Source organism: Streptomyces sp. SCL15-4 (assembly GCF_033366695.1).
Classification (GTDB): domain Bacteria; phylum Actinomycetota; class Actinomycetes; order Streptomycetales; family Streptomycetaceae; genus Streptomyces.
Map to the genome: position 1 here is coordinate 5,663,069 of NZ_JAOBTQ010000001.1, position 24,871 is coordinate 5,687,939.

Sequence of the window (24,871 nt, forward strand, 5' to 3'; positions counted from 1 at the left end):
TCGTTTGGGGGTGGTGCCGAAGGGAAGAACCATCTAGCCTGCGTTCTCATATGTAGACGCAATTCATAAGAGGAGATGGTCAGCGTGGGTGGCGACCCGGGTCCGCAGGACGTGGCGCGACGGCTGCGGGAGGGCATGGCACGGGGCGTGCTCTCCTTTCCCCTCACGGCCTTCCACGACGACGGCACCCTCGACGCCGACGGCTTCCGCGCGCATGTCGCCGACCGGATCGCCACGGCGCCCGGCGCCCTCTTCCCGGCCTGCGGCACCGGCGAGTTCTTCTCGCTGGACGAGGACGAGTACCGCACGGTCGTCACCGTCGCCGTCCGCGAGGCGGCCGGCCGGGTGCCCGTCGTGGCCGGCACCGGATACGGCTGGGCGCAGGCCGCCCGGTTCGCGCGGATCGCCGAGGAGGCCGGCGCCGACGCCCTGCTCGTGCTGCCGCACTACCTCACCGAGGCACCGCAGGACGGCCTCGCCGCCCAGCTGGAGCACCTAGCCGCCCGCACCCGGCTGCCGCTCGTCGCCTACCAGCGCGGCCAGGTCGCCTACACCGCCGGCACCCTGCGGCGCGTCGCCCGGATCCCGAACGTCATCGGCCTCAAGGACGGCCACAGCGACCTGGACCGGCTCCAGCGCCTCACCCTGGCCGCGCCCGACGGCTTCCTCTTCTTCAACGGCGCCGCCACCGCCGAGATCCAGGCCCGGGCCTACGCCGCCGTCGGCGTCCCCGCCTACTCCTCCGCCGTGCACGCCTTCGCCCCGGAGATCGCCGGCGCCTTCTTCGCCGCGCTCCGCGCCGGCGACCACGGCACCGTCGACGAACTGCTGCGCGGCTTCTACGTCCCGTTCGTCGAACTCCGCGACCGCGCGCCCGGATACGCCGTGTCCCTGGTCAAGGCGGCGGCCCGGCTGCGCGGCCACCGGGTCGGGCCGGTGCGCGCCCCGCTCGCCGATCCGGCGCCCGCCGACCTCGCCGACCTCAAGGCCCTCCTGACCGCCGGACTCGACCTCGTAGGAGCCTGACTGTGACCCGTGACCTGACCATCACCGAGGTGCGGCTGACGCCGATCCTGGTCGCCGACCCGCCGCTGCTCAACACCCAGGGCGTGCACCAGCCGTACACCCCCCGGCTGATCGTGGAGATCGTCACCGCGGACGGGATCACCGGGCTCGGCGAGACCTACGGCGACGCGAAGTACCTGGAGCCGGCCCGGGCGCTGGCCGCACGGGTCACGGGACGCTCGGTCATGGATGTGAACGGACTGTTCGGGATCGACCTCGCCGTGGACGCCTCCCGGGTCGAGAGCGGGACGGACGCGGGCGGGCTGCGCGGTGTGCAGACCGCGGACAAGCTGCGGCTGTCGGTGCTGTCCGCCTTCGAGGTCGCCTGCCTCGACGCCCAGGGCAAGGCGCTCGGCCTGCCCGTGCACGCGCTGCTCGGCGGCAAGGTCCGCGACGCCGTCGAGTACAGCGCCTACCTCTTCTACAAGTGGGACGGGCATCCGGCGGGCGTCCGCGCCGAGCCGGACGAGTGGGGCGCCGCGCTCGACCCGGCCGGAGTGGTCGAACAGGCCCGCCGGCTGCGCGAGCGGCACGGCTTCGGCTCGTTCAAGCTCAAGGGCGGGGTCTTCCCGCCCGAGCGGGAGATCGCCGCCGTCCGCGCCCTCGCCGAGGCCTTCCCCGGACACCCGCTGCGGCTCGACCCCAACGGCGCCTGGTCGGTCGCCACGTCGCTGAAGGTCGCCGATGAGCTGGGGGACGTCCTCGAATACCTGGAGGACCCGGCGCTCGGCACGGCCGCCATGGCCGAGGTGGCCGCCGGCACCGACGTGCCGCTGGCCACCAACATGTGCGTGACCACCTTCGGCGAGATCAAGGAGGCGTTCACCAAGGACGCCGTCCAGGTCGTCCTGTCCGACCACCACTACTGGGGCGGGCTGCGCAACACCCAGCGGCTCGCCGCGATCTGCGCCGCCTTCGGGGTCGGGGTGTCCATGCACTCCAACACCCACCTCGGCATCAGCCTCGCCGCGATGACCCAGGTGGCGGCCACGGTCCCGGATCTCCATCACGCCTGCGACTCCCACTACCCCTGGCAGTCCGAGGACGTCCTCACCGAGCGGATCGCCTTCGACGGCGGCCGGGTCGCGGTGTCCGACGCGCCCGGCCTCGGCGTCGAACTGGACCGGGAGGAACTGGCCCGGCTGCACCGGCGCTGGACCGAGGACGACGGCGCGCTGCGGGACAGGGACGACGCGGCGGCGATGCGCGTCGCCGACCCCGCCTGGCGCACCCCGGCGATGCCCCGCTGGTGACCCGCCGGGCCCCGGCGATGACCCGCCCCCGGCGTCCCGGCGCGTGACCTGGTGCACACTGGCCAGAACCGCACCACGCCAGGGAGCGCACCGTGACGCCGTCGCACACCCTCACCGGAGAGGAACCGGAACACCTCACCCGGGCAGCGCGCCGCCGGGTCCACGTCGACCCGCTCGCCGCGCTGCGCGCACCCGGCGACCCGCCCTGGGACGTCTACCTCACCGGCACGGTCTTCCTCGACATCATCTTCACCGGCCTGGAGTCGGCGCCGGTGCGCGGCACCGAGTCCTGGGCCCGGGGCATGGGCTCCAGCCCCGGCGGGGTCGCCAACATGGCCGCCGCCCTGGCCCGGCTCGGCCTGCGCACCGCGCTCGCCGCCGCGTTCGGCGACGACCACTACGGCGAGTACTGCTGGGACGCGCTGGAACGGGGCGAGGGCATCGACCTCTCGGCCTCCCGGACCGTCCCCGGCTGGCACTCCCCGGTGACCGTCTCCATGGCCTACGAGGGCGAGCGGACCATGGTCTCGCACGGGCACGAGCCGCCGCCCGAGGCCGTTTTCGGCCAGGACGGCCTCCCCGCCCGGCCGCCCCGCGCGCGAGCCGCCGTCGCCTCCCTCACCCCCGGCCGCGGCGCCCCGTGGATCGCCGAGGCCGCCCGCGCGGGCACCCGGATCTTCGCCGACGTCGGCTGGGACGAGACGGGCGCGTGGGACCTGTCCGGCCTGCCCGACCTCCGGCACTGCGAGGCGTTCCTGCCCAACGCCGAGGAGGCCCGGCGCTACACCGGCGCCGACTGTCCCCGGGCCGCCGCGCACGCGCTCACCGCCTATGTGCCGGTGGCCGTGGTGACCCTCGGCGAGGAGGGCGCCTACGCGGTGGACCGGCGCACCGGAGAGGCCGCCGAGGTGCCCGCGATCGCCGTGGAGGCGCTGGACCCGACCGGGGCCGGGGACGTGTTCGTCGCCGGGTTCGTGACCGGTTCCCTGGCCGGCTGGCCGCTGGCCGACCGGCTGGCCTTCGCCGGGCTCACCGCCGCGCTGTCGGTGCAGGAGTTCGGCGGCTCGCTGTCCGCGCCCGGCTGGTCGGAGATCGGCGCCTGGTGGCGCAAGGTCCAGTCGCTGCCCGGACAGGACCCGATGGCGCTGCGCCGGTACGCCTTCCTGGAGGACCTCGTCCCGAAGCGGCTGGACCGGCCCTGGCCGCTGCGCCGGGCCGTGCCGACCATCGGGTTCGGCCGCTCGGCCTGAGGCCCGGAAAATGGTCATAGGAAAAGCCCTACGGCGTTGTCGGCCCCCCGTCGTACCCTGGACAGTGCGAGGCCGCCCTCAGCCGTGCGGCCGTGACGAGGAGGAAGCGCAGGCCTTCAGCGCCGGCCCATGACAGAGACACCCACAGCTCACACCCCCGCGCAGGAGCAGGCGAGAGCACAGTTCACCGTCCCCGCCCAGCACCCCATGGTGACCGTGCTGGGATCCGGCGACTCCCTCCTGCGCGTGATCGAGAGGGCCTTCCCGGCGGCCGACATCCACGTCCGGGGCAATGAGATCAGCGCGGTCGGCGACCCCGCCGACGTCGCCCTGATCTCCCGCGTGTTCGACGAGATGATGCTGGTGCTCCGCACCGGGCAGCCGATGACGGAGGACGCAGTGGAACGCTCGATCGCCATGCTCAAGGCGAGCGACAACGGCACGAGCGACGGGCCCGAGACCCCGGCGCAGGTGCTCACGCAGAACATCCTGTCCTCGCGTGGCCGCACCATCCGCCCCAAGACCCTCAACCAGAAGCGGTACGTCGACGCGATCGACCATCACACGATCGTCTTCGGCATCGGCCCCGCCGGCACCGGCAAGACCTACCTGGCCATGGCCAAGGCCGTGCAGGCCCTGCAGTCCAAGCAGGTCAACCGGATCATCCTGACCCGGCCGGCGGTGGAGGCGGGCGAGCGCCTGGGCTTCCTGCCCGGCACGCTCTACGAGAAGATCGACCCCTATCTGCGCCCGCTGTACGACGCGCTGCACGACATGATCGACCCGGACTCCATCCCCCGGCTGATGGCCGCCGGGACGATCGAGGTCGCGCCGCTCGCCTACATGCGCGGCCGCACGCTCAACGACGCCTTCATCATCCTGGACGAGGCCCAGAACACGAGCCCCGAACAGATGAAGATGTTCCTCACCCGCCTCGGCTTCGACTCGAAGATCGTGATCACGGGTGACGTGACGCAGGTCGACCTGCCCGGCGGGCAGAAGTCCGGTCTGCGGCAGGTGCAGGAGATCCTGGAGGGCGTCGAGGACGTCCACTTCTCCCGGCTGTCGTCCCACGATGTCGTACGGCACAAGCTGGTGGGCCGTATCGTCGACGCGTACGAGCAGTACGACAGCAAGCACGGCACCGAGAACGGCGGCTCCCCCACGGGTGGCCGCGGCAGGACCGGCGCCAAGGGCTCCAAGGGGAAGTAGACCAGCACGACCATGTCGATCGACGTCAACAACGAGTCCGGCACCGAGGTAGACGAGCAGGCGATCCTGGACATCGCCCGCTACGCGCTCGCGCGGATGCGCATCCACCCGCTCTCCGAGCTCTCGGTGATCGTCGTGGACGCCGACGCCATGGAGCAGCTGCACATCCAGTGGATGGACCTGCCGGGCCCCACCGATGTCATGTCGTTCCCGATGGACGAGCTGCGGCCGCCGTCCAAGGACGACGACGAGCCGCCGCAGGGGCTGCTCGGGGACATCGTGCTGTGCCCGGAGGTCGCCGCCCGGCAGGGCGCCGAGGCGCCCACCGGGCACTCCATGGACGAGGAGCTCCAGCTCCTCACCGTCCACGGCGTGCTGCACCTGCTCGGCTACGACCACGAGGAGCCCGACGAGAAGGCCGAGATGTTCGGGCTCCAGGCCGCCATCGTGGACGGCTGGCGGGCCGAGCGCGGCCTGACCGGCCCGTCCCCGGCGCCGACCGTCTCGTAAGCGGGCCGCATGTCCGCTCAGCTCGTGCTCGGCGCGATCGCGCTGACCGTCGTGGCCTGGCTCGCCGCCTGCGCGGAGGCGGGCCTCGCCCGTGTCTCCAGCTTCCGCGCCGAGGAGGCCGTGAAGTCCGGCCGGCGGGGCAGCGCCCGACTGGCCCAGATCGCCGCCGACCCCACCCGCTATCTGAACGTGGCCCTGCTGGTCCGCGTGGCCTGCGAGATGGCCGCCGCGGCCCTGGTCACCTACGCCTGCCTCCAGGAGTTCTCCGCCACCTGGCAGGCCCTGCTGGTCGCCATCGGCGTCATGGTCCTGGTGTCGTACGTCGCCGTCGGCGTCTCCCCGCGCACCATCGGCCGCCAGCACCCGCTGCACACCGCGACCGCGGCGGCCTACGTGCTGCTGCCGCTGGCCCGGATCATGGGCCCGGTGCCCTCCCTGCTGATCCTCATCGGCAACGCCCTCACGCCCGGCAAGGGCTTCCGGCACGGCCCCTTCGCCTCCGAGGCGGAGCTGCGCGCGCTGGTCGACCTCGCCGAGAAGGAGTCGCTGATCGAGGACGAGGAGCGCCGGATGGTGCACTCGGTGTTCGAGCTGGGCGACACCCTGGTGCGCGAGGTGATGGTGCCGCGCACCGACCTGGTCACCATCGAGCGCTTCAAGACCATCCGCCAGGCCCTCACCCTGGCCCTCCGGTCCGGCTTCTCGCGGATACCGGTCACCGGTGAGAGCGAGGACGACATCGTCGGGATCGTGTATCTGAAGGACCTGGTCCGCAAGACGCACATCAGCCGGGAGGCGGAGGGCGACCTGGTGTCCACGGCGATGCGTCCGGCCGTGTTCGTGCCCGACACCAAGAACGCCGGCGACCTGCTGCGCGAGATGCAGAAGGAACGCAACCACGTCGCCGTCGTCATCGACGAGTACGGCGGCACCGCCGGCATCGTCACCATCGAGGACATCCTGGAGGAGATCGTCGGCGAGATCACCGACGAGTACGACCGGGAGCTGCCGCCCGTGGAGGATCTCGGCGACGACCGGTTCCGGGTCACCGCCCGCCTGGACATCACCGACCTCGGCGAGCTGTACGGCCTGGAGGAGTACGACGACGAGGACGTGGAGACCGTCGGCGGACTGCTCGCCAAGGCGCTCGGCCGCGTGCCCATCGCCGGTGCGTCCGCCGAGGTCCCGCTGCCCGACGAACGCGTGCTGCGGCTGACCGCGGAGGCCGCGGCGGGCCGCCGGAACAAGATCGTCACGGTGCTGGTCGAGCCGGTTCCGGTGCCGGTCGCCGAGGAGGAGAAGGCCGAGTGACCCCCGAGGAGCTGCGCGCGCTGTGCCTCTCCTTCAACGCGGCGGTGGAGGACTTCCCGTTCGGCCCGGAGTTCTCGGTGTTCAAGGTGCTGGGCAGGATGTTCGCCCTGACGGCCCTGGACGCGCGGCCCCTGACGGTCAACCTCAAGTGCGACCCGGAGGACGCGGTCCGGCTGCGCGGCGAGCACGAGGGCCTGATCGTCCCGGGCTGGCACATGAACAAGCGGCACTGGAACACGGTGACGGCCGACGGGGCACTGCCGGACCGGCTGGTCCGGGAACTGGTCGAGGACTCCTACGACCTGGTCGTGGCGGGCCTGCCGAGGGCGGAGCGGCTCCGCCTCGACCGGCCCTGACGGCACCCGTGCCGGGGCGAGGCCGCCGCGCCTTCGTATGCTCGGGGCATGACCGAGAGCACCGGGCTTGACCCCGAGGACCGCAAGATCGTCACCCTGGCCCGTTCCGCGCGGGCCCGCAACGTCGTGCCCGAGGGGGCGGCCGTCCGGGACGAGACCGGGCGCACCTATGTCGCCGGGACGGTGGAGCTGCCCTCGCTGAGGCTGAGCGCGCTGCGGACCGCCGTCGCGATGGCCGCGGCCTCGGGGGCGCGGTCCCTGGAGGCGGCGGCCGTGGTGAGCGACGCGGACTCGGTACCGCCCGAGGACCTGTCGGCCGTGGCCGACCTCGGCGGAACCGGGACCCCCGTCCTGCTCGCCGCCCCCGACGGCACGGTCCGCGTCACGGTCCCGGCCACCTGACACACCTCGGACGCCGGCCGGGCGGACCGCGCAAGCGGCTGCGCGCCCGCCCGGTGTCCGTCGCGCCCGGCGGGACCCGGCGCGGGGTGCTCCGGGTGCGATCGGTGCGCCGCTGGTCAGAGCGCGTCGGGTCCGCGCTCGCCGGTCCGTACCCGGACGACCGTCTCGACGGGCACGGCCCAGACCTTGCCGTCGCCGATCTTGCCGGTCCGGGCGGCCCCGACCACCGCGTCGATCACGTCCTCGGCGACCGCGTCCTCCACGACCACCTCGATGCGCACCTTCGGCACCAGGTCGACCCGGTACTCGGCCCCCCGGTACACCTCGGTGTGACCGCGCTGCCGGCCGTAGCCGCTGGCCTCGGTCACGGTCAGTCCGTGCACCCCCAGTTCCCGCAGGGCGGTCTTGACCTCGTCCAGACGGTACGGCTTGACGATCGCGGTGATGAGCTTCATGCCTGGGTCTTGACCTTCTGGGCGGAGGGCACGGAGTGGGAGACCGGGGCGCCGTGGCCCAGGACGCCGTGATCGTATGCGGTCTCGGCGTGCACCGTAAGGTCCAGACCGGTGTACTCCTGCTCCTCGCTCGCCCGGAAGCCCAGCACCTTGTCGAGCAGCTTGCCCAGCCCGTACGTCACCGAGAACGCGTACGCCGCCACGGCCGCCACCGCCAGCAGCTGCCGGCCCAGCGGAGCGAGTCCGCCGCCGTGGAACAGGCCCTCGGCGCCGCCGGTCATCGCCTTGTCGGCGAACAGGCCGATCATCAGGGTGCCGATGATCCCGCCGACCAGGTGGACGCCGACGACGTCCAGGGAGTCGTCGTAGTCCAGCTTGAACTTCCAGCTCACCGCGTAGGAGCAGACGACACCGGCGGCCAGGCCCACGACCAGGGCGCCGAGCAGGGAGACCGTGCCGCAGGACGGGGTGATCGCGACCAGGCCGGCCACCGCGCCGGAGGCGGCGCCCAGGGTGGTCGGGTGGCCGTCGCGCCGCTGCTCGACGAAGAGCCAGCCGAGCAGGCCGGTGCAGCCGGCGGCGAGCGTGTTGAGGAACGCGGCGGCGGCGAGGCCGTTCGCGCCGAGCGCGGAACCGGCGTTGAAGCCGAACCAGCCGAACCAGAGCAGACCGGCGCCGAGGATCACCATCGGCAGGTTGTGCGGGCGCATGGCGTCCTTCTTGAAGCCCAGCCGGGGCCCGAGGACCAGGCACAGGGCGAGACCGGAGGCACCGGAGGTGATCTCGACGGGCAGCCCGCCGGCGAAGTCCAGGGCGCCGAGCCGGTCCAGGATCCAGCCGCCGGGGCCCCACACCCAGTGGGTGACCGGAACGTATACCAGCAGCGTCCACACCGGTACGAAGACCAGCCACGCCGAGAATTTCGTCCGGTCCGCGACCGCGCCGCTGACCAGCGCGGCCGTGATGACGGCGAAGGTCAGCTGGAAGGTGGCGAACAGCACGGCGGGGACCGTGCCGTGGACGCTGTCCGGGCCGAGGCCGCGCATCCCGGCGTGCTCCGGGCCGCCGAGCAGCCCGCCGCCGAGGTCGTCGCCGAAGGCGAGGGAGTAGCCGGCCGCCAGCCAGACCACCGTGACCAGCGCGATCGACACGAAGCTCATCATCAGCATGTTGAGGACGCTCTTCGTGCGGACCATGCCGCCGTAGAACAGGGCCAGGCCCGGGGTCATCAGCAGGACGAGGGCGGTCGCGGCGAGCAGCCAGGCGGTGTCGCCGGTGTCGATGTGTGCTGCGGCGAGGGTCACGGACGTCTCCAACGGGTGGGGGCTGCGTCAGAGGGTCACCGGTGTGCGTTTCCGGTCGCGTACGGGTGTGTTTCCGTGACGTTTCGTTGCCGGTGGGTTTCCGGAAGCTCACCGGTGCCGGCGGTCGGCGACGGTGGTACGGCGGGGCTCCGTGGATCAGGGACAATGGGCGGCATGAGCGTTCGTACCCAGACTTCCGAGCAGCCGGCCGAGACCGTCCACCGCGCCGGCTTCGCCTGCTTCGTGGGCCGCCCCAACGCGGGCAAGTCCACCCTGACGAACGCTCTGGTCGGGCAGAAGGTGGCGATCACCTCCAACCGCCCGCAGACGACCCGGCACACGGTCCGGGGCATCGTGCACCGGCCGGACGCGCAGCTGATCCTGGTCGACACCCCCGGACTGCACAAGCCGCGCACCCTGCTCGGCGAGCGGCTGAACGACGTGGTCCGCACGACCTGGGCCGAGGTCGACGTGATCGGCTTCTGCCTGCCGGCGGACCAGAAGCTCGGCCCCGGCGACCGGTTCATCGCCAAGGAACTGGCCGGGATCAAGAGGACGCCGAAGGTCGCGATCGTCACCAAGACCGACCTGGTCGACCCCAAGGCCCTCGCCGAGCAGTTGATCGCCGTCGACCAGCTCGGCAAGGAGCTGGGCATCGAGTGGGCGGAGATCGTGCCGGTGTCGGCGGTCGGCGACAAGCAGGTGAATCTGCTGGCCGACCTGCTGATCCCGCTGCTTCCCGAGGGGCCGGCGCTCTATCCCGAGGGCGATCTGACGGACGAGCCCGAGCAGGTGATGGTCGCCGAGCTGATCCGGGAGGCCGCGCTGGAAGGGGTGCGGGACGAGCTGCCGCACTCCATCGCGGTGGTCGTGGAGGAGATGCTCCCGCGGGAGGACCGGCCCGCGGACCGGCCGCTGCTGGACATCCACGCCAACGTCTACATCGAGCGGCCCAGCCAGAAGGGCATCATCATCGGCCCCAAGGGCAAGCGGCTGAAGGAGGTCGGCATCAAGTCCCGCAAGCACATCGAGGCACTGCTGGGCACGCCGGTCTTCCTGGACCTGCACGTCAAGGTGGCCAAGGACTGGCAGCGCGACCCCAGGCAGCTGCGCAAGCTGGGCTTCTGACCCTCACCCGCGCTGTGCCCGCAGCACCTTCCGGTACCAGTGGTACGACGACTTCGGTGTGCGGGTGAGCGTCGGGTAGTCGACGTGCACCAGGCCGAAGCGGCGGGTGTAGCCCTCGGCCCATTCGAAGTTGTCCAGCAGGGACCAGACGAAGTAGCCGCGGACGTCGACGCCGGCGGTGAGCGCGGTGTGGACGGCGCGGATGTGGGCGTCCAGGTAGGCGATGCGGTCCTGGTCGTCCACGCCGTCGTAGGAGCAGCCGTTCTCGGTGATGACGACGGGCGGGAGCCGGTCGCCGTAGCGGTCGTGGAAGCCGGTGAGGAGTTCGGTCAGCCCCTCGGGGACCACCGGCCAGCCGAAGCCGGTCACCGGTCGGCCCTCGATCTCCCGTACCGAGAAAGGCAGTTCGGCGGGCAGCTCAAGTCCTCCGTACCCGCCGTTGCCGTCTTCCGGAGCACCCACCAGGGACGGCGCGTAGTAGTTGACGCCGTACCAGTCGACGGGCTCGGCGATGACCGGCAGGTCCTCCGCCGCGTCCTCGGGCATCAGCCCGGCCATGCCCTCCGGGTACCTGCCGAGGAGCACCGGTTCGGCGAACAGCCGGTTCAGCAGGGTGTCGTAGAGGTCCGCCGCCGCCACGTCCGCCGGGTCCTTCGACGCGGGCCAGACCGGGCCGTGGGAGTTGGCGATGCCGATGTCCCCCGCGCCGGACGCGCGCAGCGCCCGTACGGCGAGGCCGTGGGCGAGGAGCTGGTGGTGGGCGGCCGGCAGGGCGTCGAAGAGCAGCCGCCGGCCGGGGGCGTGGGCGCCGATGGCGTGGCCCAGCAGGGTGTGTTCCGCCGGTTCGTTGAGAGTGATCCACTTGTTCACCCGGTCGCCGAGACGGTCCGCCACCACCGACACGTAATCGGCGAACCTGGACGCGGTGTCCCGGTCCAGCCAGTCCAGCGCGGCGGGCAGGTCCCAGTGGAAGAGGGTGGGCACGGGCCGTACGCCCGCCGCGCACAGCTCGTCCACCAGGCGGTCGTAGAAGTCCAGGCCGCCGGCGGAGTTCACCCGGGGCCAGGAGACGGAGAAGCGGTAGGCGTCCACGTCGAGGCCGGCGAGCAGGGCCACGTCCTCGGGATAGCGGTGGTAGTGGTCGCAGGCCACCGCCGCCGTCGAACCGTCCCTCACCCGTCCCGGCCCGGCCGTGAACACGTCCCACACGGACGGCTCCCGCTGCTCGGCCGCGCCCTCGATCTGATGGGCCGAGGTCGACACGCCCCAGAGGAAGCCGGCCGGGAACCGGGGGATCTCGGTGCCTGCGTCAGTCGCCATGGGCGGATCATCCGCAGCCCCGGCGACGGAAGTCAACGCCCCGTCACGCGCCTTCCTTCAGCACTCGTGTCACCAACTCCCTCTGGTCCGGGGACAGTCCGGGATCGGCCGCGTACACCGTGCGGCCGTCGACCGTGATCTCGTAGCTGAAGCCGTCCGGGACGCCCGCCGGAGGCGCGGCCCGGCCGGACGCGAGGACACGTCCGGCCAGGGACTGCCACTCCTCGGCATCGGACCGGTCCGAGGTGTCCACCTCGGCCCCGCGCTCGATGCCCGCGAAACCGCCCGTACGCCGTACTCGAATACGCATGGTCCGTGTCTAGTACGGAATCAGAGCGTGCGCACCCCCACCTGTTCCCAGGCCTTCTGCACGGCCCGCAGTTCGTCCCCGGCGCCGTACCGCTCCCGCGTCGCCTTCACCGTCAGCGTGGCGAAGTCGGCGAAGAGCGCGTCCTCCTTCAGGTCGCCGCCGGTCAGCACGTCGTACCAGACCTGCCCGGCCTTCTCCCAGGCGTAGCCGCCGAGGGCGGTGGCGGCCAGGTAGAAGGCGTGGTTGGGGATGCCGGAGTTGATGTGCACGCCGCCGTTGTCGCGGCCGGTGCGGACGTAGTCCTCCATCCGCGCCGGCTGCGGGTCCTTGCCGAGGACGTCGTCGTCGTACGCCGTGCCCGGGGCCTTCATCGAGCGCAGGGCCACGCCGGTGACGCGCGGGGCGAGCAGTCCGGCGCCGATCAGCCAGTCGGCCTCGGCGGCGGTCTGGCCGAGGGTGTACTGCTTGATCAGCGAGCCGAAGACATCGGAGAGCGATTCGTTGAGCGCGCCGGACTGGCCGTGGTAGTCCAGGTTGGCGGTGTGCTGGGTGACGCCGTGGGTCAGCTCGTGGCCGATGACGTCGACCGGGATGGTGAAGTCGAGGAAGACCTCGTTGTCCCCGTCGCCGAAGACCATCTGCTCGCCGTCCCAGAAGGCGTTGTCGTAGCCCTCGCCGAAGTGCACGGTGGCGTCCAGCGGTAGGCCGTTGCCGTCGATGGAGTGCCGGCCGTAGGCCTTCAGATACAGCTCGAAGGTGGCGCCGAGGCCGGCGTAGGCCCGGTTGACGGAGGCGTCGGAGCCGGGCTCGGAGCCCTCCTCGCGGACCTTGGTGCCGGGCAGGTCCTGGGTGTGCTCGGCGTCGTAGATGGTGCGGTGCGGCTGGTCGGGGGCGGCGCCCTCGGGCGCGGCGACGGCACTCGCGCCGATCACCGTGGTCAGGCGCCGCTTGGTGCGCTGGAAGGCGTCGTGCTCCAGGGACCGGCGGGCCGGGCCGGAGAGCGCGGGGTCGTCGTTGCGGGCGAGTTTGTCGAGGACGTGCGGCGGCACGATCGTGCAGAAGACGGGCTCGGAGCCCCCGGTGGTCGTCATATCCGGAACCATCGCATTGTGTGACTTCACTGTCACTACCTGCCACCATGATTGGTGAAATACCGGGACAACGGGCGCCACGCTGCGTGACGTTGTGGTAGGGCGATGTGATGCGGTGCACTTTTTGTCCAATTTCTCCGCCTGGTCCCGCATACTGGGACAGGCCCGCGCGCCCGGAACGGCTCGGCTAGGCTGCGGAGCATCATGCGCTCCTGGCTGCTTCTTCTTAGCTGCCGCGGCGAGGGTCTGTAGTCGAGGCCGACTCCCTCCCCGCGGAGCTCTGGCGTTGCGTCGTCGGCCGTCCACTCGGATTTCCGGGACACCCTGAGGAGCCCACGCGTCATGGCCAACCGCCAGCAGCCCAGCCCCATGCCGATCCACAAGTACGGTCGCTACGACCAGGTCGACATCCCGGACCGCACCTGGCCCGAGAAGCGGATCACCGCCGCCCCCCGCTGGCTCTCCACCGACCTGCGCGACGGCAACCAGGCCCTGATCGACCCCATGTCGCCCGAGCGCAAGCGCCGGATGTTCGACCAGCTGGTGAAGATGGGCTACAAGGAGATCGAGGTCGGCTTCCCCGCATCCGGCCAGACCGACTTCGACTTCGTGCGCTCGATCATCGAGGAAGAGGGCGCGATCCCGGACGACGTCACCATCTCGGTGCTGACCCAGGCCCGCGAGGATCTGATCGAGCGGACGGTGGAGTCCCTGAAGGGCGCCCGGCGCGCCACCGTCCACCTGTACAACGCCACCGCGCCGGTCTTCCGCCGGGTCGTCTTCCGCGGCTCCAAGGACGACATCAAGCAGATCGCCGTCGACGGCACCCGCCTGGTGATGGAGTACGCCGAGAAGCTGCTCGGCCCCGAGACCGAGTTCGGCTACCAGTACAGCCCGGAGATCTTCACCGACACCGAGCTGGACTTCGCCCTGGAGGTCTGCGAGGCGGTCATGGACGTCTGGCAGCCCGGCCCGGGCCGCGAGATCATCCTCAACCTGCCCGCCACCGTGGAGCGTTCCACCCCCTCCACGCACGCGGACCGCTTCGAGTGGATGCACCGCAACCTCTCCCGCCGCGAGCACGTCTGCCTGTCCGTCCACCCGCACAACGACCGCGGCACCGCCGTGGCCGCCGCCGAGCTGGCCCTGATGGCCGGCGCCGACCGCGTCGAAGGCTGCCTGTTCGGGCAGGGCGAGCGCACCGGCAACGTCGACCTGGTCACCCTGGGCATGAACCTGTTCTCCCAGGGCGTCGACCCGCAGATCGACTTCTCCGACATCGACGAGATCCGCCGTACGTGGGAGTACTGCAACCAGATGGAGGTCCACCCGCGCCACCCGTACGTGGGCGACCTGGTCTACACGTCCTTCTCCGGCTCCCACCAGGACGCCATCAAGAAGGGCTTCGACGCCATGGAGGCCGACGCGAGGGCCAGGGGCGTCACGGTCGACGACATCGAGTGGGCGGTGCCGTACCTGCCCATCGACCCCAAGGACGTCGGCCGCTCCTACGAGGCAGTCATCCGCGTCAACTCCCAGTCCGGCAAGGGCGGCATCGCCTACGTCCTGAAGAACGACCACAAGCTGGACCTGCCGCGCCGCATGCAGATCGAGTTCTCCAGGATCATCCAGGCGAAGACCGACGCCGAGGGCGGCGAGATCACGCCGAAGGACATCTGGGCCGTCTTCCAGGACGAGTACCTGCCCAACCCGGACAACCCCTGGGGCCGCATCCAGGTGCGGACCGGCCAGTCCACGACGGACACCGACGGCGTGGACACCCTCACCGTCGAGGCCACCGTCGACGGCCGGGACACCGTCCTGACCGGCTCCGGCAACGGTCCGATCTCGGCCTTCTTCGACGCCCTGCACGCCCTGGGCGTCGACGTACGCCTGCTGGACTACCAGGAGCACACGATGAGCGAGGGCGCCTCCGCGCAGGCCGCCTCGTACATCGAGTGCGCCATCGACGGCAAGGTCCTGTGGGGGATCGGCATCGACGCGAACACCACGCGCGCCTCGCTGAAGGCGGTCGTCTCCGCGGTCAACCGCGCCACCCGCTGACGGGTCCCCGCCCGCCGCACACCGGCGGGCGGGGTGCCGCTTTTCGGCCATCGCGTCCCTCAGGTCACGGAAAGGTCTCGTACGGGGTACTGACTCCGCCTCCCTGATGTGGCTAACATCACGCCAGCGCGGCGATGCTGCCGCGCCGTTACGGAGGTGCGACGTGCTGCCAGTACGGGGACGAGACGGCCGTGCCACCGGGGCCCTGCGCATCCTGGGCACCCGCACCGCGTGGACGCCCGTCGGCGACGGCGAGTTCTTCTGTCCCGGCTGCGGCGGCGACCGCAACTACCAGCGGCTCACCGGCCGCCGCCGGCTCACCCTGCTCGGCGTGCCCCTGCTGCCGCGCGGCGAGACCGGACCGGTGGTGGAGTGCGCCGCCTGCCGGCACCACTTCGGCACCGACGTCCTGGGCCACCCGACCACCCGCCGCTTCTCCGCGATGCTCCGCGACGCCGTGCACACCGTCGCCCTCGCGGTCCTCGCGGCGGGCGGCACCTCCTCCCGCACGGTCCTGGAGACGGCCTGCGCCACCGTCCGCGCGGCCGGCTCCGCCGACTGCACCGAGGAGCAGCTCGCCGCCCTGGTCGACGCCCTCGCCGCCGACACCGGCCGGTACTTCGAGCAGCCGTGCGGGGCCGGGCTGACCATAGAGCTGCACGAGGCCCTGGACCCGCTCGCCGCGCACCTCGCCCCGGCCGGCCGCGAGGCCCTGCTGCTCCAGGGCGCCCGCATCGCCCTCGCCGACGGCCCCTACACCCCCGCCGAACGCGACGCCCTCGCCACCGTCGGCGCGGCCCTCACCCTCCGCGCCGACGACGTCAACCGGCTGCTGGCCGCCGCCCGCACCCCCTCCTGATCACCCTGGTGGAGTAAGAGCGCGGCCGCCGTCGCGGGCAGCATCAGGGCGTGATCCCGCGCAGCCGCACCCTTCCGACCGTCCTCGCCCTCCTCACCGCACTCACCGCACTCACCGCACTCACCGCCGGGCAGCCCGCGCACGCCGCGCCCGGCGACTGCGAGTCCTCCGTCCCGTACGCCTCCGGACAGGACGGCTACGCCGTCTACCGCATCCCCGCCGTGGTGGAGACCCGGACCGGCACCCTCCTCGCCTTCGCCGAGGGCCGCCGCGGCGGCGTCGGCGACAGCGGGGACATCGACGTCGTCCTGCGCCGCTCCGCCGACGGCGGCTGCACCTGGGGCCCGCTGACCGTGGTCGCCGCCGGCCACGGCGACACCCGGGGCAACCCGGCGCCCGTCGTCGACCCGCGCACCGGCACCATCATCCTGGTGACCTGCGGCAACAGCGGCAGCGCGACCGAGGCGCGGATCATGCGCGGCGAGGTCGGCCCGGGACAGGGCCGCCGGGTCTACGTCCAGCGCAGCGCGGACGACGGCCGGCACTTCACCGATCCCCGGGACATCACCGACACGGTGAAGCGGCCGGACTGGCGCTGGTACGCCACCGGCCCCGGCCACGCCCTCGCCCTCACCCGCGGCCCGCACGCCGGCCGCCTGCTGATCCCCGCCAACCACTCCGCCGCCCCGCCCGCCGGCTCCTCCGACACCGGCCAGGAGGCCCGCTACTACGGCGGCCACGCCCTCTACAGCGACGACACCGGCCACACCTGGCACCTGGGCTTCGTCGACGCGGTGTACGACGGCGTGACCAACGCCAACGAGACCAGCGCCGCCCAGCTCCCCGACGGCCGCGTCTACCTCGGCGCCCGCGACCAGAACGGCACCGCCCCCGGCAACCGGCTCGACAGCCACTCCAGCGACGGCGGCCGCACCCTGGACCGCCCCTACGCCGTCCAGCACTCCCTGGACGCCGTCCCCGTGGTCCAGGGCAGCGTCCTGCAGCCCGACGCCCCGGGCGCGCCCCTGCTGTTCTCCGCGCCCTCCGTGCCCACCGCCCGCCGCGCCCTCGCCCTGTGGGCCAGCGCGGACGCCGGCCGCACCTTCGTCCGGCTGCTCACCCTCGGCGACCTGCGGGCCGCCTACTCCGACCTCGTCCCGCTCGGCAGCCGGCACGTCGGCGTCCTCTACGAGACCGGCATCGACAGCCCCTACGAGTCGCTGCAGTTCCGCCGGATCCCGCTGCCGTCGATGTCACAGGAGCGGGCGGCCGTCCCGTCGTGAAGGGGGTGGGCGTGGCCGGGCGGAGGAGTGGATGATGGGGTGCGGTGATCGGCTACGGCGAACGGGGGCGTCCGGCATGAGCACAACCGAGGAGTTCGAGGAGCTGCGGCCGCTGCTGTTCTCCATCGCCTACCGCATCCTCGGCAGCGTCGGCGAGGCCGAGGACGCCGTCCAGGAGACCTGGCTGCGCTTCTCCGCCTCCCCGGTCCGGCCGCGGTCGGCCAAGGCGTACCTGTCGGCCACGGTGACCCGGCTGTCCATCGACGTCCTGCGCTCGGCCCGGGTGCGCCGGGAGGCGTACGTCGGCCCCTGGTTCCCCGAGCCGCTGCTGGCCGACCCCTACGAGGACCCGGAGCGGTCGGCGGAGCTGGCCGACTCGGTGTCGATGGCCGCCCTGCTGCTCCTGGAGCGGCTCAGCCCGCCGGAGCGCGCGGTCTTCGTGCTGCGCGAGGTCTTCGACTTCGGCTTCCCGGAGATCGCCCGGGCGGTCGGCCGCTCGGAGGCGGCCTGCCGCCAGCTCCTGGTGCGGGCCCGGCGCCACATGACCGAGGGCCGGCCCCGCTTCGAGGCGGACCGCACCGAGCGGGACCACCTGGCCTCCCGCTTCTTCGACGCCCTGCGCGAGGGCGACGTCATCGCGCTGCGGGACCTGCTCGCCGCCGATGCGTCGATGGCCGGCGACGGCGGCGGCAAGGCTCCCCGGCTGGCCCGGACCGTCGTGGGCGCCGAGAACGTGGCCCGGCTGCTCGCCGCCCTCTTCGCCCGGCTCGACGACGTCGCCGTCACCTGCGAGCCGCACGAGGTCAACGGCGGGCCCGGCGCGGTCTTCCGCGACCGGGAGGGCCGCGTCCTCAACGTCATGGCGCTCGACGTCCTCGACGGGCGGGTCCGGGCCGTCCGCCTCGTGGCCAACCCCGACAAGCTCGGCCACCTCGGTCCCGTGGCGGACGCCTGGTCGGTGCACCACGCGTTGCGGGAGGCGCGCCGGAGAGCGCGGTGAGCGTCGTACGCGGGTGCGTGCGCCAATGTGCGGCGCACGCACCCGCGCCGGGTGTCAGCGCTCGTGCGCGTCCCGGCCGAGGAGGCCGGCCGCCGCCAGGAACTTGCCGACCTGTTCGACCTCCTCGCCGGACAGCGGGACCTGCGGCTCGGCGGTGATGGGGCAGTCGATGACGCCGCGCAGGTGCAGCGCCGCCTTGAACGCGCCCAGCGCCGCCGAACCGCCGCCCATCCGCGCCGGATCGCCGACGCCGACCATCCCGAACAGGGCGCACAGCCGCTCCTGTTCGGCCCGCGCGCCCTCCGGGTCGTCCGCCCGGCAGTGCCGGTACAGCCGCACGTACCCGTGCGGGTCGACGTTGGCCAGGCCCGGCACCGCCCCGTCCGCGCCCATCGCCAGCGCCGCGTCGGTGATCTGCTCCGAGCCGGTGAGCACGCCGAACCCGGGGTGGGCGCGGGAGCCCGTCACCAGCTCCCGGAAGGCCGCCAGATCCCCGCTGGAGTCCTTGATCCCGGCCAGGACACCGTCCCCGGCGAGCCCCAGCACCACCTCCGCGGGCAGCTTGGTGTGCACGGCGACCGGGATGTCGTAGGCGATCACCGGGACCGGGCTGGCGGCGGCGATCCGGCGGTAGTGGCGGACGATCTCCGCGGGATGGGTGCGGGCGTAGAACGGGGCGGTGACGACGACGGCCTCCGCGCCGGCCCCGGTGACCGCCGCGACATGCTCCAGGACGCGCGGCGTGGTCATGTCGATGGCGCCCGCGATGACCGGCAACTGCCCGCCGAGGTGCGCGGTCACGGCCGCCACCACCTGCCGGCGCTGCGCGTCCGTCAGGAACGCCGCCTCCGAGGTCGAGCCCAGCAGGAACAGCCCGTGCACCCCCGCCTCCACCAGGAAGTCCACCAGGCGCAGCAGGGACGGCACATCCACCTCGCGGTCCGGTGTCAGGGGTGTGCAGACGGGCGGGACGACACCGGTGAGCGGGGCGGGAAGGGTCATTCAGGGCTCCTGGCGCGCTAGATCTCGGGTCGACGTGTCCTCCTCCACAGGATGGTGACACCGGTAGCGGTGAGCGGGGTGTGACGCGGCCGAGAAGTCCGGCATCACCCGGGCGCACAGCTCGTCGGCCTTCCAGCACCGGGTGCGGAACGGGCAGCCGCTCGGCGGGCGGGTCGCCGAGGGCACCGGCCCGCTCAGCGGGATCGGCTCGATCGGGTCCAGCAGGCCGGGCGTGGCGGAGAACAGGGCCCGGGTGTACGGGTGCCGGGCCGCGTCGGTGACCCGGCCGGCCGGGGTCTCCTCCACGATCCGGCCCAGGTACATCGTGATCACCCGGTCGCTCATCCGCCGGACCGTCTGGATGTCGTGCGAGACGAACACCAGGGCCAGGCCGAGGCGTTCCTTCAGGTCCAGCAGCAGGTTCAGGATCTGCGCGCGGACCGAGACGTCCAGGGCGCTGGTCGGCTCGTCGGCGACCACGAGGGCCGGGTCCAGGGCGAGGGCGCGGGCGATGGCCACCCGCTGCCGCTGCCCGCCCGACAGCTGCCCCGGCAGCGCGTCGGCGAGCGCCCCGGGCAGTCCCACCAGCGCCATCAGTTCCCGCACCCGCTCCTCGCGCTGCGCGCGGCTGCCGCGCCGGTGCACGTCCAGCGGGTCGCGCAGGATGCGGCGGACGGTCAGCCGGCGGTTCAGCGCGGTCGACGGGTCCTGGAAGACCAGCCCGGTGCCCGCCCCCACGGTCGCCCGGCGCTCGGCGTCCGGCATCGCCCACAGGTCCCGGCCGCGGAACGCCACCGTCCCCGCGACCGGCCGCTGGATGCCCACCAGCACCTTCGCCAGCGTCGACTTCCCGCACCCCGACTCGCCGACCACGCCCACCGTCTCCCCGGCCGCCACGGACAGCCCGGCACCGGTCAGGGCGTACACCCGGTCCCGCCTGAAGAGCCCGCCGCTGCGCGCCTTGTGCACCACGTGCGCGTCCCGTACCTCCACCACCGCCGTCATTGCAGGGCCTCCTCGCTCTCCGCGGACGTCGGCTCCACCGCCGGGTGGTGGCAGGCGGCCGCATGGGTGGGGGTGCCGGTGAGCACGGGGGCGGTGGTGTGGCACACCTCGGTGGCCAGCGGGCAGCGGTCGGCGAACCGGCAGCCCGCCGGGAAGCCGGCCGGGGCCGGGACGATGCCCTTGATCTGCGTCATCCGCTCCTCGGCCGACTCCAGCGACAGCACGCTGCCCAGCAGGCCGCGCGTGTAGTGGTGGGCCGGCGCCGCCACCAGGTCGGCGGTCACCCCGGTCTCCACGATCCGCCCGCCGTACATCACCGCCACCCGGTCGGTGACGTCCGCGACCAGCGCCAGGTCGTGCGAGACCAGGACCAGCGCGAAACCCAGCTCCTCGCGCAGCCGCAGCAGCAGCTCCATGACCTGCGCCTGCACCGTGACGTCCAGGGCGGTGGTCGGCTCGTCGGCGACGATCAGCCGCGGCTCGCGGGAGAGCGCCATGGCGATCAGCACGCGCTGGCGCTGCCCGCCGGACAGCTCGTGCGGATAGCTGCGCAGGGTCCGCTCCGGGTCCAGCCCGACCAGCGACAGCAGCTCCGCGGGGCCGCGGCGGCCGCCGCGCCGGACGAGCTGCCGGAGCTGGGCGCGGATGGTCATGGCCGGGTTCAGCGAGGACAGGGCGTCCTGGTAGACCATGGCCATCTCGTGGCCGAGCAGCCGCCGCCGTGCCCGCACCGGCTCGGTGAGCAGGTCCCGCTGCCGGAACCGCACCTGCCCGCCGATCCGGGCGCCGCGGGGCTGGAGCCCCATGACGGTGAGCGCGGTCAGCGACTTGCCGCAGCCCGACTCGCCCACCAGGCCCAGCACCTCCCCGGGATACACCTCGAAGCTGACCCCGGCCACGATGTCCACACCCCGGTGCCGGTCCGGGAAGCCGATGGCGAGGTTCTCCACGGCGAGCACCGGCTGCCCGCTCCGGTCGGGCAGCGGCCGGGCCCGGGAACGCAGCCGCCGGGCGGCCTCGGCCAGACCGGGCAGCGGCAGGACACCGCCGGTGCCGGGCTCGGGCGCCTGGAGCCGGTCGGCGGGCGCGCGCACCTGCCTCGGGGCGGGCGCGGCCCAGGCGTCCGACACGCCCTCGGAGAGGACGTTCAGCGCCAGCACGGTGAGCAGGATCAGCAGCCCGGGGAAGACGGTCGCCCACCAGCCGCCGGTCAGCACCATGTTCCGGCCGTCGGCGATGACACTGCCCCAGGACGGGTCCGGGGGCCTGACGCCGGCGCCGATGAAGGAGAGGGACGCCTCGAAGACGATGGCCTCGGCGACCTGGACCGTGCAGAACACCAGGACCGGTGCGGCGCAGTTGACGGCCACGTGCCGCAGCACGATGTGCGGAGTGCGGGCGCCGATGACCCGCTCGGCGGTGACGTAGTCCTCGCCGTACTGGTCCAGCACGTTCGCCCGGACCACCCGCGCCACCGGCGGCGTGAACAGGAACGCGATGGCGCAGATCAGCACGCCGATGCCGCCGCCGAACACGGCCACCAGCACGGCGGCGAGCGCGATGCCGGGGAACGCCATCACCACGTCCAGACAGCGCATCAGCGTCTCGTCCACGGCCTTGCGGGAGGTGGCGGCCACGGCCCCGAGCAGGGCCCCGGCCACCAGCGCCAGCGCGGTCGCGCCCAGTCCGATGGCCAGCGACCAGCGGGCGCCGTACATCAGCCGGCTCAGGATGTCCCGGCCCAGGCTGTCCTGTCCCATCCAGTGCGCGGCGGACGGCGCTCCCGTGCCGCCGGCCGGGTCCTGCTGGTCCAGCGGATCGTCGGGCGCCAGGACCGGCGCGAGGACGGCGACCAGGACGACCACGGCCAGGAGGCAGAAGGCGGCCTTCGACGGCAGCGGCAGCCGGCGCCATCCGCGCAGCCGGAGGCCGGGCCGGGACAGCCGCTCGGTGAGCGTCGCGCGCGTGACCATCAGCCCGCCCTCAGTCGTGGGTTGACCAGCAGATACAGGATGTCGATGACGAGGTTGACGACGACGAACCCGGTCGCGGTGGTCAGCACGACGCCCTGCACCACCGCCGGGTCGCCGTTCTGCACCGCGTCGATCATCAGCTTGCCCATGCCGGGCAGCGAGAAGATCGTCTCGATGACGACGGCGCCGCCGAGCAGATAGCCGACCCGCAGCCCGAGCACGGTGAGCGGGTTGACCAGCGCGTTGCGCAGCACGTTCCGGCCGACGACCACGCGCGGCGGCAGCCCGCTGCCGATCGCCGTCCGTACGTAGTCCTTGTCCAGCTCCTCCACCACCGAGGTCCGCACGATCCGGGTGAGCTGGGCGGCCACCGGCAGGGACAGGGCGACGGCGGGCAGCGCCATGGTCCGCAGCCAGCCGGTGACCGAGTCGCCCGGGTTGACGTAGCCGCCGGTCGGGAACCAGCCCCGGTCCACGGCGAGGTACTGGATCATCAGCAGCGCCAGCCAGAAGCCGGGCGCGGCGACCCCGATCAGCGAGACGACCCGGATGAGCTGGTCCGGCAGCCGGTCCCGGTACACCGCCGCCGTCACCCCGCCCGCCAGCGCCAAGGCGACGGCCAGGGCGAGGCCGAGGAAGGTCAGCTGGAGGGTGAGCGGCAGGGCGGTGGTGACCTGCTCGGCCACGGGGGCGCGGGTGAGGGCGCTGGTGCCGAGGTCGCCGTGGAGGAGGTCGCCGACGAAGTGGACGTAGCGCACGGGCAGCGGGTCCAGCAGCCCGTTGCGCTCCCGGAAGTCGTGCAGCTGCCGCGGGCTGGGGTTGGCGCCCTGGAAGAACGCGGACGCCGGGTCGACGTCCGAGAACCGCATCACCAGGAACACGAACAGCACGATGCCGAGCAGCAGCGGCACCAGCAGGACGACCCGGCGGAGCAGGATGCGTACGACCGTGGTCATGCCGTCAGATCCAGCGGGCCCGGAGGAGGTTGACGCCCGGATAGGGCTGGGGCCTTATCCCGGACAGTTCGCGCGGGTCCCAGGCGGTCATCAGCTCGTTGTGGACGACCGGGTACAGGACGGCCTGTTCGGCGACGACGTCGATGTAGTCCTGGACCATCGCCTTCTTCCTCGCGGGGTCCGGCTCCCGGGTCGCCCGGTCCATGTCCTTGAAGAGCCGCCGGGCGGCCGGGTCGTCGGCCCACCGCGTGTACCGCATCCACAGGTTCCCGGGGCCGTAGTTGTAGTGCATGACCAGGTCGGCGTCGAGCCCGAACTGATTGGGGTTGGAGGCCGCCGCGACCACCTGGTAGTCCTGCTTCTGGTCCATCTTGGTGAACACGGCCGTGGTCTCCTGCGGCGCCAGGGTGGTGCGCACGCCGACGGCGTCCCAGCAGGCCTTGATGGTCGGCAGGCAGTCCACGATCCAGCTGACGTTGACGGCCATGATCTCGACCCGCAGACCCGTCACCCCGGCGGCCCTCAGCAGCGCCTTCGCCTTGCCGGGGTCGTAGTCGTAGACGGTTTTGGCCCGCCGGTAGCTCGGATTGCCCTCGTTGAGGAACGAGGACGCGGGCCTGCCGTGCCCCTTCAGGGCGACCCGCACCATCTTCTCGCTGTCGATGGCGTAGTGCAGGGCCTGGCGCACCCGGACGTCGTCGAAGGGCTTGTGCCGGGTGTTGAACATCAGGAACAGGTTGTTCATCCCGGCGCCGCCGGCCACCTTCAGCCCGCCCTGTTCCAGGCGGGGGATGTTGGCGTAGGGGATGTTGTCGGCGATCTGCGCGCCGGCTCCGGTCCCGGAGATCCGCGCGACGCGGGAGGACGCGTCCACGATGGTCAGCCAGTTCATCCTCCGGAAGACGGGCTTGCGCGGGCCGTTGTAGGCGGCGAACGCCTCGAAGGTGGTGTTCGACTTCGGGTGGTGCGCGGTCTGCCGGTACGGCCCCGAGCCCACGGCCAGTCCCTTGATCGCGTCGTCCCAGGCGCCGGGCCGGGAGTAGACGTGCGCGGGCATGATCTTGGCGAGGGTGAGCCGGGCGAGCCCGTCGGGGAACGGGAACCTGAGCTTCAGCTCGACGGTCCGCTCGCCGGTCTTGCGGACGGAGTCCAGCCAGGAGGCGAAGAACCCCTTGGCCAGCGTCTGGGTCTTCGGGTCCAGGATCCGGTCGTAGACGAACACCACGTCGTCGGCGGTGACGGGCTTGCCGTCGTGGAAGGTGGCACCGGCGCGGAGCGTGAACCGCCAGGTGGTGGCGTTCGGGTCGGCGGGGAGCGCGGTGGCGAGGGCGGGGTACGGCGCCCGGGTGATCGGGTCGGTGTCCAGCAGTCCCTCGTAGATGTGATTGTTGGCGGCCATCGCGAACGCGGAGGCGGTCTGGGTCGGGTCCCAGCTGCCGTCGTTGCCGTAGCCGATGACGGCGGTCAGCGTCCGGTCCTTGCCGCCGCCCCCGCCGCCCGTGTCGTTGGTCGACTCCGGCCCGGCGGAACACCCCGCCAGCACCGCGCCCGCGCCCACCGCTCCGGCACCCAGGAGAAACGCCCGGCGGCGCGGTGCCGGTACGTCGGGAATCACGTCGTCGCGCACGGGTCCTCCATCAGGTCGATGAACCGATGAACCGATGAGTCGATGAGGAAGAGGAGGAGTGGAGGGGGAAGTGGTGGGAGGAGGGGGATACGACGTCCAACGTCCTACGTCCGCTCGGTAGCGCGACGATAAGAG

23 protein-coding genes are annotated in these 24,871 nt (G+C 72.5%); 13 read left to right on the top strand and 10 right to left on the bottom strand.

All coding sequences use genetic code 11. The annotated features are described in order from the left end of the window. Positions 1-135: 135 nt before the first annotated feature. The 8 genes from SCK26_RS25320 to SCK26_RS25355 all read left to right on the top strand — a co-directional run bounded on the left by SCK26_RS25320 (position 136) and on the right by SCK26_RS25355 (position 7,359). Positions 136-1,026, top strand: coding sequence for a 5-dehydro-4-deoxyglucarate dehydratase (locus SCK26_RS25320; protein ID WP_318206092.1), 891 nt, complete (start codon positions 136-138; stop codon positions 1,024-1,026). Between the two features lie 2 nt (positions 1,027-1,028). Continuing rightward, positions 1,029-2,318, top strand: coding sequence for a glucarate dehydratase family protein (locus SCK26_RS25325; protein ID WP_318203614.1), 1,290 nt, complete (start codon positions 1,029-1,031; stop codon positions 2,316-2,318). 92 nt (positions 2,319-2,410) lie between these two features. Beyond that, complete coding sequence (locus tag SCK26_RS25330) at positions 2,411-3,568, top strand: carbohydrate kinase family protein (RefSeq protein ID WP_318203615.1); 1,158 nt, start codon at positions 2,411-2,413, stop codon at positions 3,566-3,568. 129 nt (positions 3,569-3,697) lie between these two features. After that, complete coding sequence (locus tag SCK26_RS25335; protein WP_318203616.1) at positions 3,698-4,780, top strand: PhoH family protein; 1,083 nt, start codon at positions 3,698-3,700, stop codon at positions 4,778-4,780. A gap of 12 nt (positions 4,781-4,792) precedes the next feature. After that, positions 4,793-5,290, top strand: a complete 498-nt coding sequence (ybeY, locus tag SCK26_RS25340) for an rRNA maturation RNase YbeY (RefSeq protein WP_318203617.1) — start codon at positions 4,793-4,795, stop codon at positions 5,288-5,290. Positions 5,291-5,299: 9 nt separating this feature from the next. Next, positions 5,300-6,601, top strand: coding sequence for a hemolysin family protein (locus SCK26_RS25345; protein WP_318203618.1), 1,302 nt, complete (start codon positions 5,300-5,302; stop codon positions 6,599-6,601). After that, the gene (locus SCK26_RS25350; RefSeq protein ID WP_318203619.1) at positions 6,598-6,957 is read left to right on the top strand and encodes an MmcQ/YjbR family DNA-binding protein; all 360 of its coding nucleotides are present in this window, start codon (positions 6,598-6,600) and stop codon (positions 6,955-6,957) included. The genes SCK26_RS25345 and SCK26_RS25350 overlap by 4 nt, the downstream gene beginning before the upstream one ends. 48 nt (positions 6,958-7,005) lie before the next feature. Further along, complete coding sequence (locus tag SCK26_RS25355) at positions 7,006-7,359, top strand: cytidine deaminase (protein ID WP_318203620.1); 354 nt, start codon at positions 7,006-7,008, stop codon at positions 7,357-7,359. A gap of 116 nt (positions 7,360-7,475) precedes the next feature. Here the strand turns inward: SCK26_RS25355 and SCK26_RS25360 are convergent, their stop codons facing one another. Further along, entirely contained in the window at positions 7,476-7,814 is a 339-nt protein-coding gene (locus tag SCK26_RS25360; protein ID WP_318203621.1) for a P-II family nitrogen regulator, read from the bottom strand. Beyond that, positions 7,811-9,118 carry an ammonium transporter gene (locus SCK26_RS25365; protein WP_318203622.1) on the bottom strand — a complete coding sequence of 436 codons (1,308 nt, stop codon included), beginning with the start codon at positions 9,116-9,118 and terminating at the stop codon, positions 7,811-7,813. The genes SCK26_RS25360 and SCK26_RS25365 overlap by 4 nt, the downstream gene beginning before the upstream one ends. A gap of 174 nt (positions 9,119-9,292) precedes the next feature. Between SCK26_RS25365 and era the strand changes: the two genes are divergently transcribed. Beyond that, the gene (gene era, locus SCK26_RS25370; RefSeq protein WP_318203623.1) at positions 9,293-10,246 is read left to right on the top strand and encodes a GTPase Era; all 954 of its coding nucleotides are present in this window, start codon (positions 9,293-9,295) and stop codon (positions 10,244-10,246) included. A gap of 3 nt (positions 10,247-10,249) precedes the next feature. On the opposite strand, the gene SCK26_RS25375 is transcribed toward era, so the two are convergent. From SCK26_RS25375 to SCK26_RS25385, 3 genes are read right to left on the bottom strand one after another with little or no spacing between them, the layout of a single operon-like run. Next, positions 10,250-11,566, bottom strand: coding sequence for a GH1 family beta-glucosidase (locus tag SCK26_RS25375; protein WP_318203624.1), 1,317 nt, complete (start codon positions 11,564-11,566; stop codon positions 10,250-10,252). Between the two features lie 43 nt (positions 11,567-11,609). Beyond that, complete coding sequence (locus tag SCK26_RS25380) at positions 11,610-11,876, bottom strand: protealysin inhibitor emfourin (protein ID WP_318203625.1); 267 nt, start codon at positions 11,874-11,876, stop codon at positions 11,610-11,612. A gap of 20 nt (positions 11,877-11,896) precedes the next feature. Beyond that, complete coding sequence (locus tag SCK26_RS25385; RefSeq protein WP_318203626.1) at positions 11,897-12,967, bottom strand: M4 family metallopeptidase; 1,071 nt, start codon at positions 12,965-12,967, stop codon at positions 11,897-11,899. 342 nt (positions 12,968-13,309) lie between these two features. On the opposite strand from SCK26_RS25385, the gene leuA reads away from it, so the two are divergent. The 4 genes from leuA to SCK26_RS25405 all read left to right on the top strand — a co-directional run bounded on the left by leuA (position 13,310) and on the right by SCK26_RS25405 (position 18,173). Beyond that, the gene (gene leuA, locus SCK26_RS25390) at positions 13,310-15,031 is read left to right on the top strand and encodes a 2-isopropylmalate synthase (protein WP_318203627.1); all 1,722 of its coding nucleotides are present in this window, start codon (positions 13,310-13,312) and stop codon (positions 15,029-15,031) included. 163 nt (positions 15,032-15,194) lie between these two features. Next, entirely contained in the window at positions 15,195-15,890 is a 696-nt protein-coding gene (locus tag SCK26_RS25395) for a TerB family tellurite resistance protein (RefSeq protein ID WP_318203628.1), read from the top strand. 50 nt (positions 15,891-15,940) lie between these two features. Next, complete coding sequence (locus tag SCK26_RS25400; RefSeq protein ID WP_318203629.1) at positions 15,941-17,173, top strand: sialidase family protein; 1,233 nt, start codon at positions 15,941-15,943, stop codon at positions 17,171-17,173. A gap of 76 nt (positions 17,174-17,249) precedes the next feature. Then, positions 17,250-18,173, top strand: coding sequence for an RNA polymerase sigma-70 factor (locus tag SCK26_RS25405; protein ID WP_318203630.1), 924 nt, complete (start codon positions 17,250-17,252; stop codon positions 18,171-18,173). Positions 18,174-18,227: 54 nt separating this feature from the next. On the opposite strand, the gene SCK26_RS25410 is transcribed toward SCK26_RS25405, so the two are convergent. From SCK26_RS25410 to SCK26_RS25430, 5 genes are read right to left on the bottom strand one after another with little or no spacing between them, the layout of a single operon-like run. Then, positions 18,228-19,175, bottom strand: coding sequence for a dihydrodipicolinate synthase family protein (locus SCK26_RS25410; protein WP_318203631.1), 948 nt, complete (start codon positions 19,173-19,175; stop codon positions 18,228-18,230). Continuing rightward, positions 19,176-20,180, bottom strand: coding sequence for an ABC transporter ATP-binding protein (locus SCK26_RS25415; RefSeq protein WP_318203632.1), 1,005 nt, complete (start codon positions 20,178-20,180; stop codon positions 19,176-19,178). After that, complete coding sequence (locus SCK26_RS25420) at positions 20,177-22,153, bottom strand: dipeptide/oligopeptide/nickel ABC transporter permease/ATP-binding protein (protein WP_318203633.1); 1,977 nt, start codon at positions 22,151-22,153, stop codon at positions 20,177-20,179. The genes SCK26_RS25415 and SCK26_RS25420 overlap by 4 nt, the downstream gene beginning before the upstream one ends. Further along, positions 22,153-23,109 carry an ABC transporter permease gene (locus tag SCK26_RS25425; protein ID WP_318203634.1) on the bottom strand — a complete coding sequence of 319 codons (957 nt, stop codon included), beginning with the start codon at positions 23,107-23,109 and terminating at the stop codon, positions 22,153-22,155. The genes SCK26_RS25420 and SCK26_RS25425 overlap by 1 nt, the downstream gene beginning before the upstream one ends. A 4-nt stretch (positions 23,110-23,113) precedes the next feature. Beyond that, positions 23,114-24,736 carry an ABC transporter substrate-binding protein gene (locus SCK26_RS25430; RefSeq protein WP_318203635.1) on the bottom strand — a complete coding sequence of 541 codons (1,623 nt, stop codon included), beginning with the start codon at positions 24,734-24,736 and terminating at the stop codon, positions 23,114-23,116. Between the last annotated feature and the right edge of the window lie 135 nt (positions 24,737-24,871).

What these genes read in the sequence shown, in the direction of transcription:
- SCK26_RS25320 (WP_318206092.1), top strand. Translation starts at nt 136, where the DNA reads ATGGCACGGGGCGTGCTCTCCTTTCCCCTCACGGCCTTCCACGACGAC.
- SCK26_RS25335 (WP_318203616.1), top strand. Translation starts at nt 3,698, where the DNA reads ATGACAGAGACACCCACAGCTCACACCCCCGCGCAGGAGCAGGCGAGA.
- ybeY (WP_318203617.1), top strand. Translation starts at nt 4,793, where the DNA reads ATGTCGATCGACGTCAACAACGAGTCCGGCACCGAGGTAGACGAGCAG.
- SCK26_RS25345 (WP_318203618.1), top strand. Translation starts at nt 5,300, where the DNA reads ATGTCCGCTCAGCTCGTGCTCGGCGCGATCGCGCTGACCGTCGTGGCC.
- SCK26_RS25355 (WP_318203620.1), top strand. Translation starts at nt 7,006, where the DNA reads ATGACCGAGAGCACCGGGCTTGACCCCGAGGACCGCAAGATCGTCACC.
- SCK26_RS25360 (WP_318203621.1), bottom strand. Translation starts at nt 7,814, where the DNA reads ATGAAGCTCATCACCGCGATCGTCAAGCCGTACCGTCTGGACGAGGTC.
- era (WP_318203623.1), top strand. Translation starts at nt 9,293, where the DNA reads ATGAGCGTTCGTACCCAGACTTCCGAGCAGCCGGCCGAGACCGTCCAC.
- SCK26_RS25375 (WP_318203624.1), bottom strand. Translation starts at nt 11,566, where the DNA reads ATGGCGACTGACGCAGGCACCGAGATCCCCCGGTTCCCGGCCGGCTTC.
- SCK26_RS25380 (WP_318203625.1), bottom strand. Translation starts at nt 11,876, where the DNA reads ATGCGTATTCGAGTACGGCGTACGGGCGGTTTCGCGGGCATCGAGCGC.
- SCK26_RS25385 (WP_318203626.1), bottom strand. Translation starts at nt 12,967, where the DNA reads ATGACGACCACCGGGGGCTCCGAGCCCGTCTTCTGCACGATCGTGCCG.
- leuA (WP_318203627.1), top strand. Translation starts at nt 13,310, where the DNA reads ATGGCCAACCGCCAGCAGCCCAGCCCCATGCCGATCCACAAGTACGGT.
- SCK26_RS25405 (WP_318203630.1), top strand. Translation starts at nt 17,250, where the DNA reads ATGAGCACAACCGAGGAGTTCGAGGAGCTGCGGCCGCTGCTGTTCTCC.
- SCK26_RS25410 (WP_318203631.1), bottom strand. Translation starts at nt 19,175, where the DNA reads ATGACCCTTCCCGCCCCGCTCACCGGTGTCGTCCCGCCCGTCTGCACA.
- SCK26_RS25415 (WP_318203632.1), bottom strand. Translation starts at nt 20,180, where the DNA reads ATGACGGCGGTGGTGGAGGTACGGGACGCGCACGTGGTGCACAAGGCG.
- SCK26_RS25420 (WP_318203633.1), bottom strand. Translation starts at nt 22,153, where the DNA reads ATGGTCACGCGCGCGACGCTCACCGAGCGGCTGTCCCGGCCCGGCCTC.
- SCK26_RS25425 (WP_318203634.1), bottom strand. Translation starts at nt 23,109, where the DNA reads ATGACCACGGTCGTACGCATCCTGCTCCGCCGGGTCGTCCTGCTGGTG.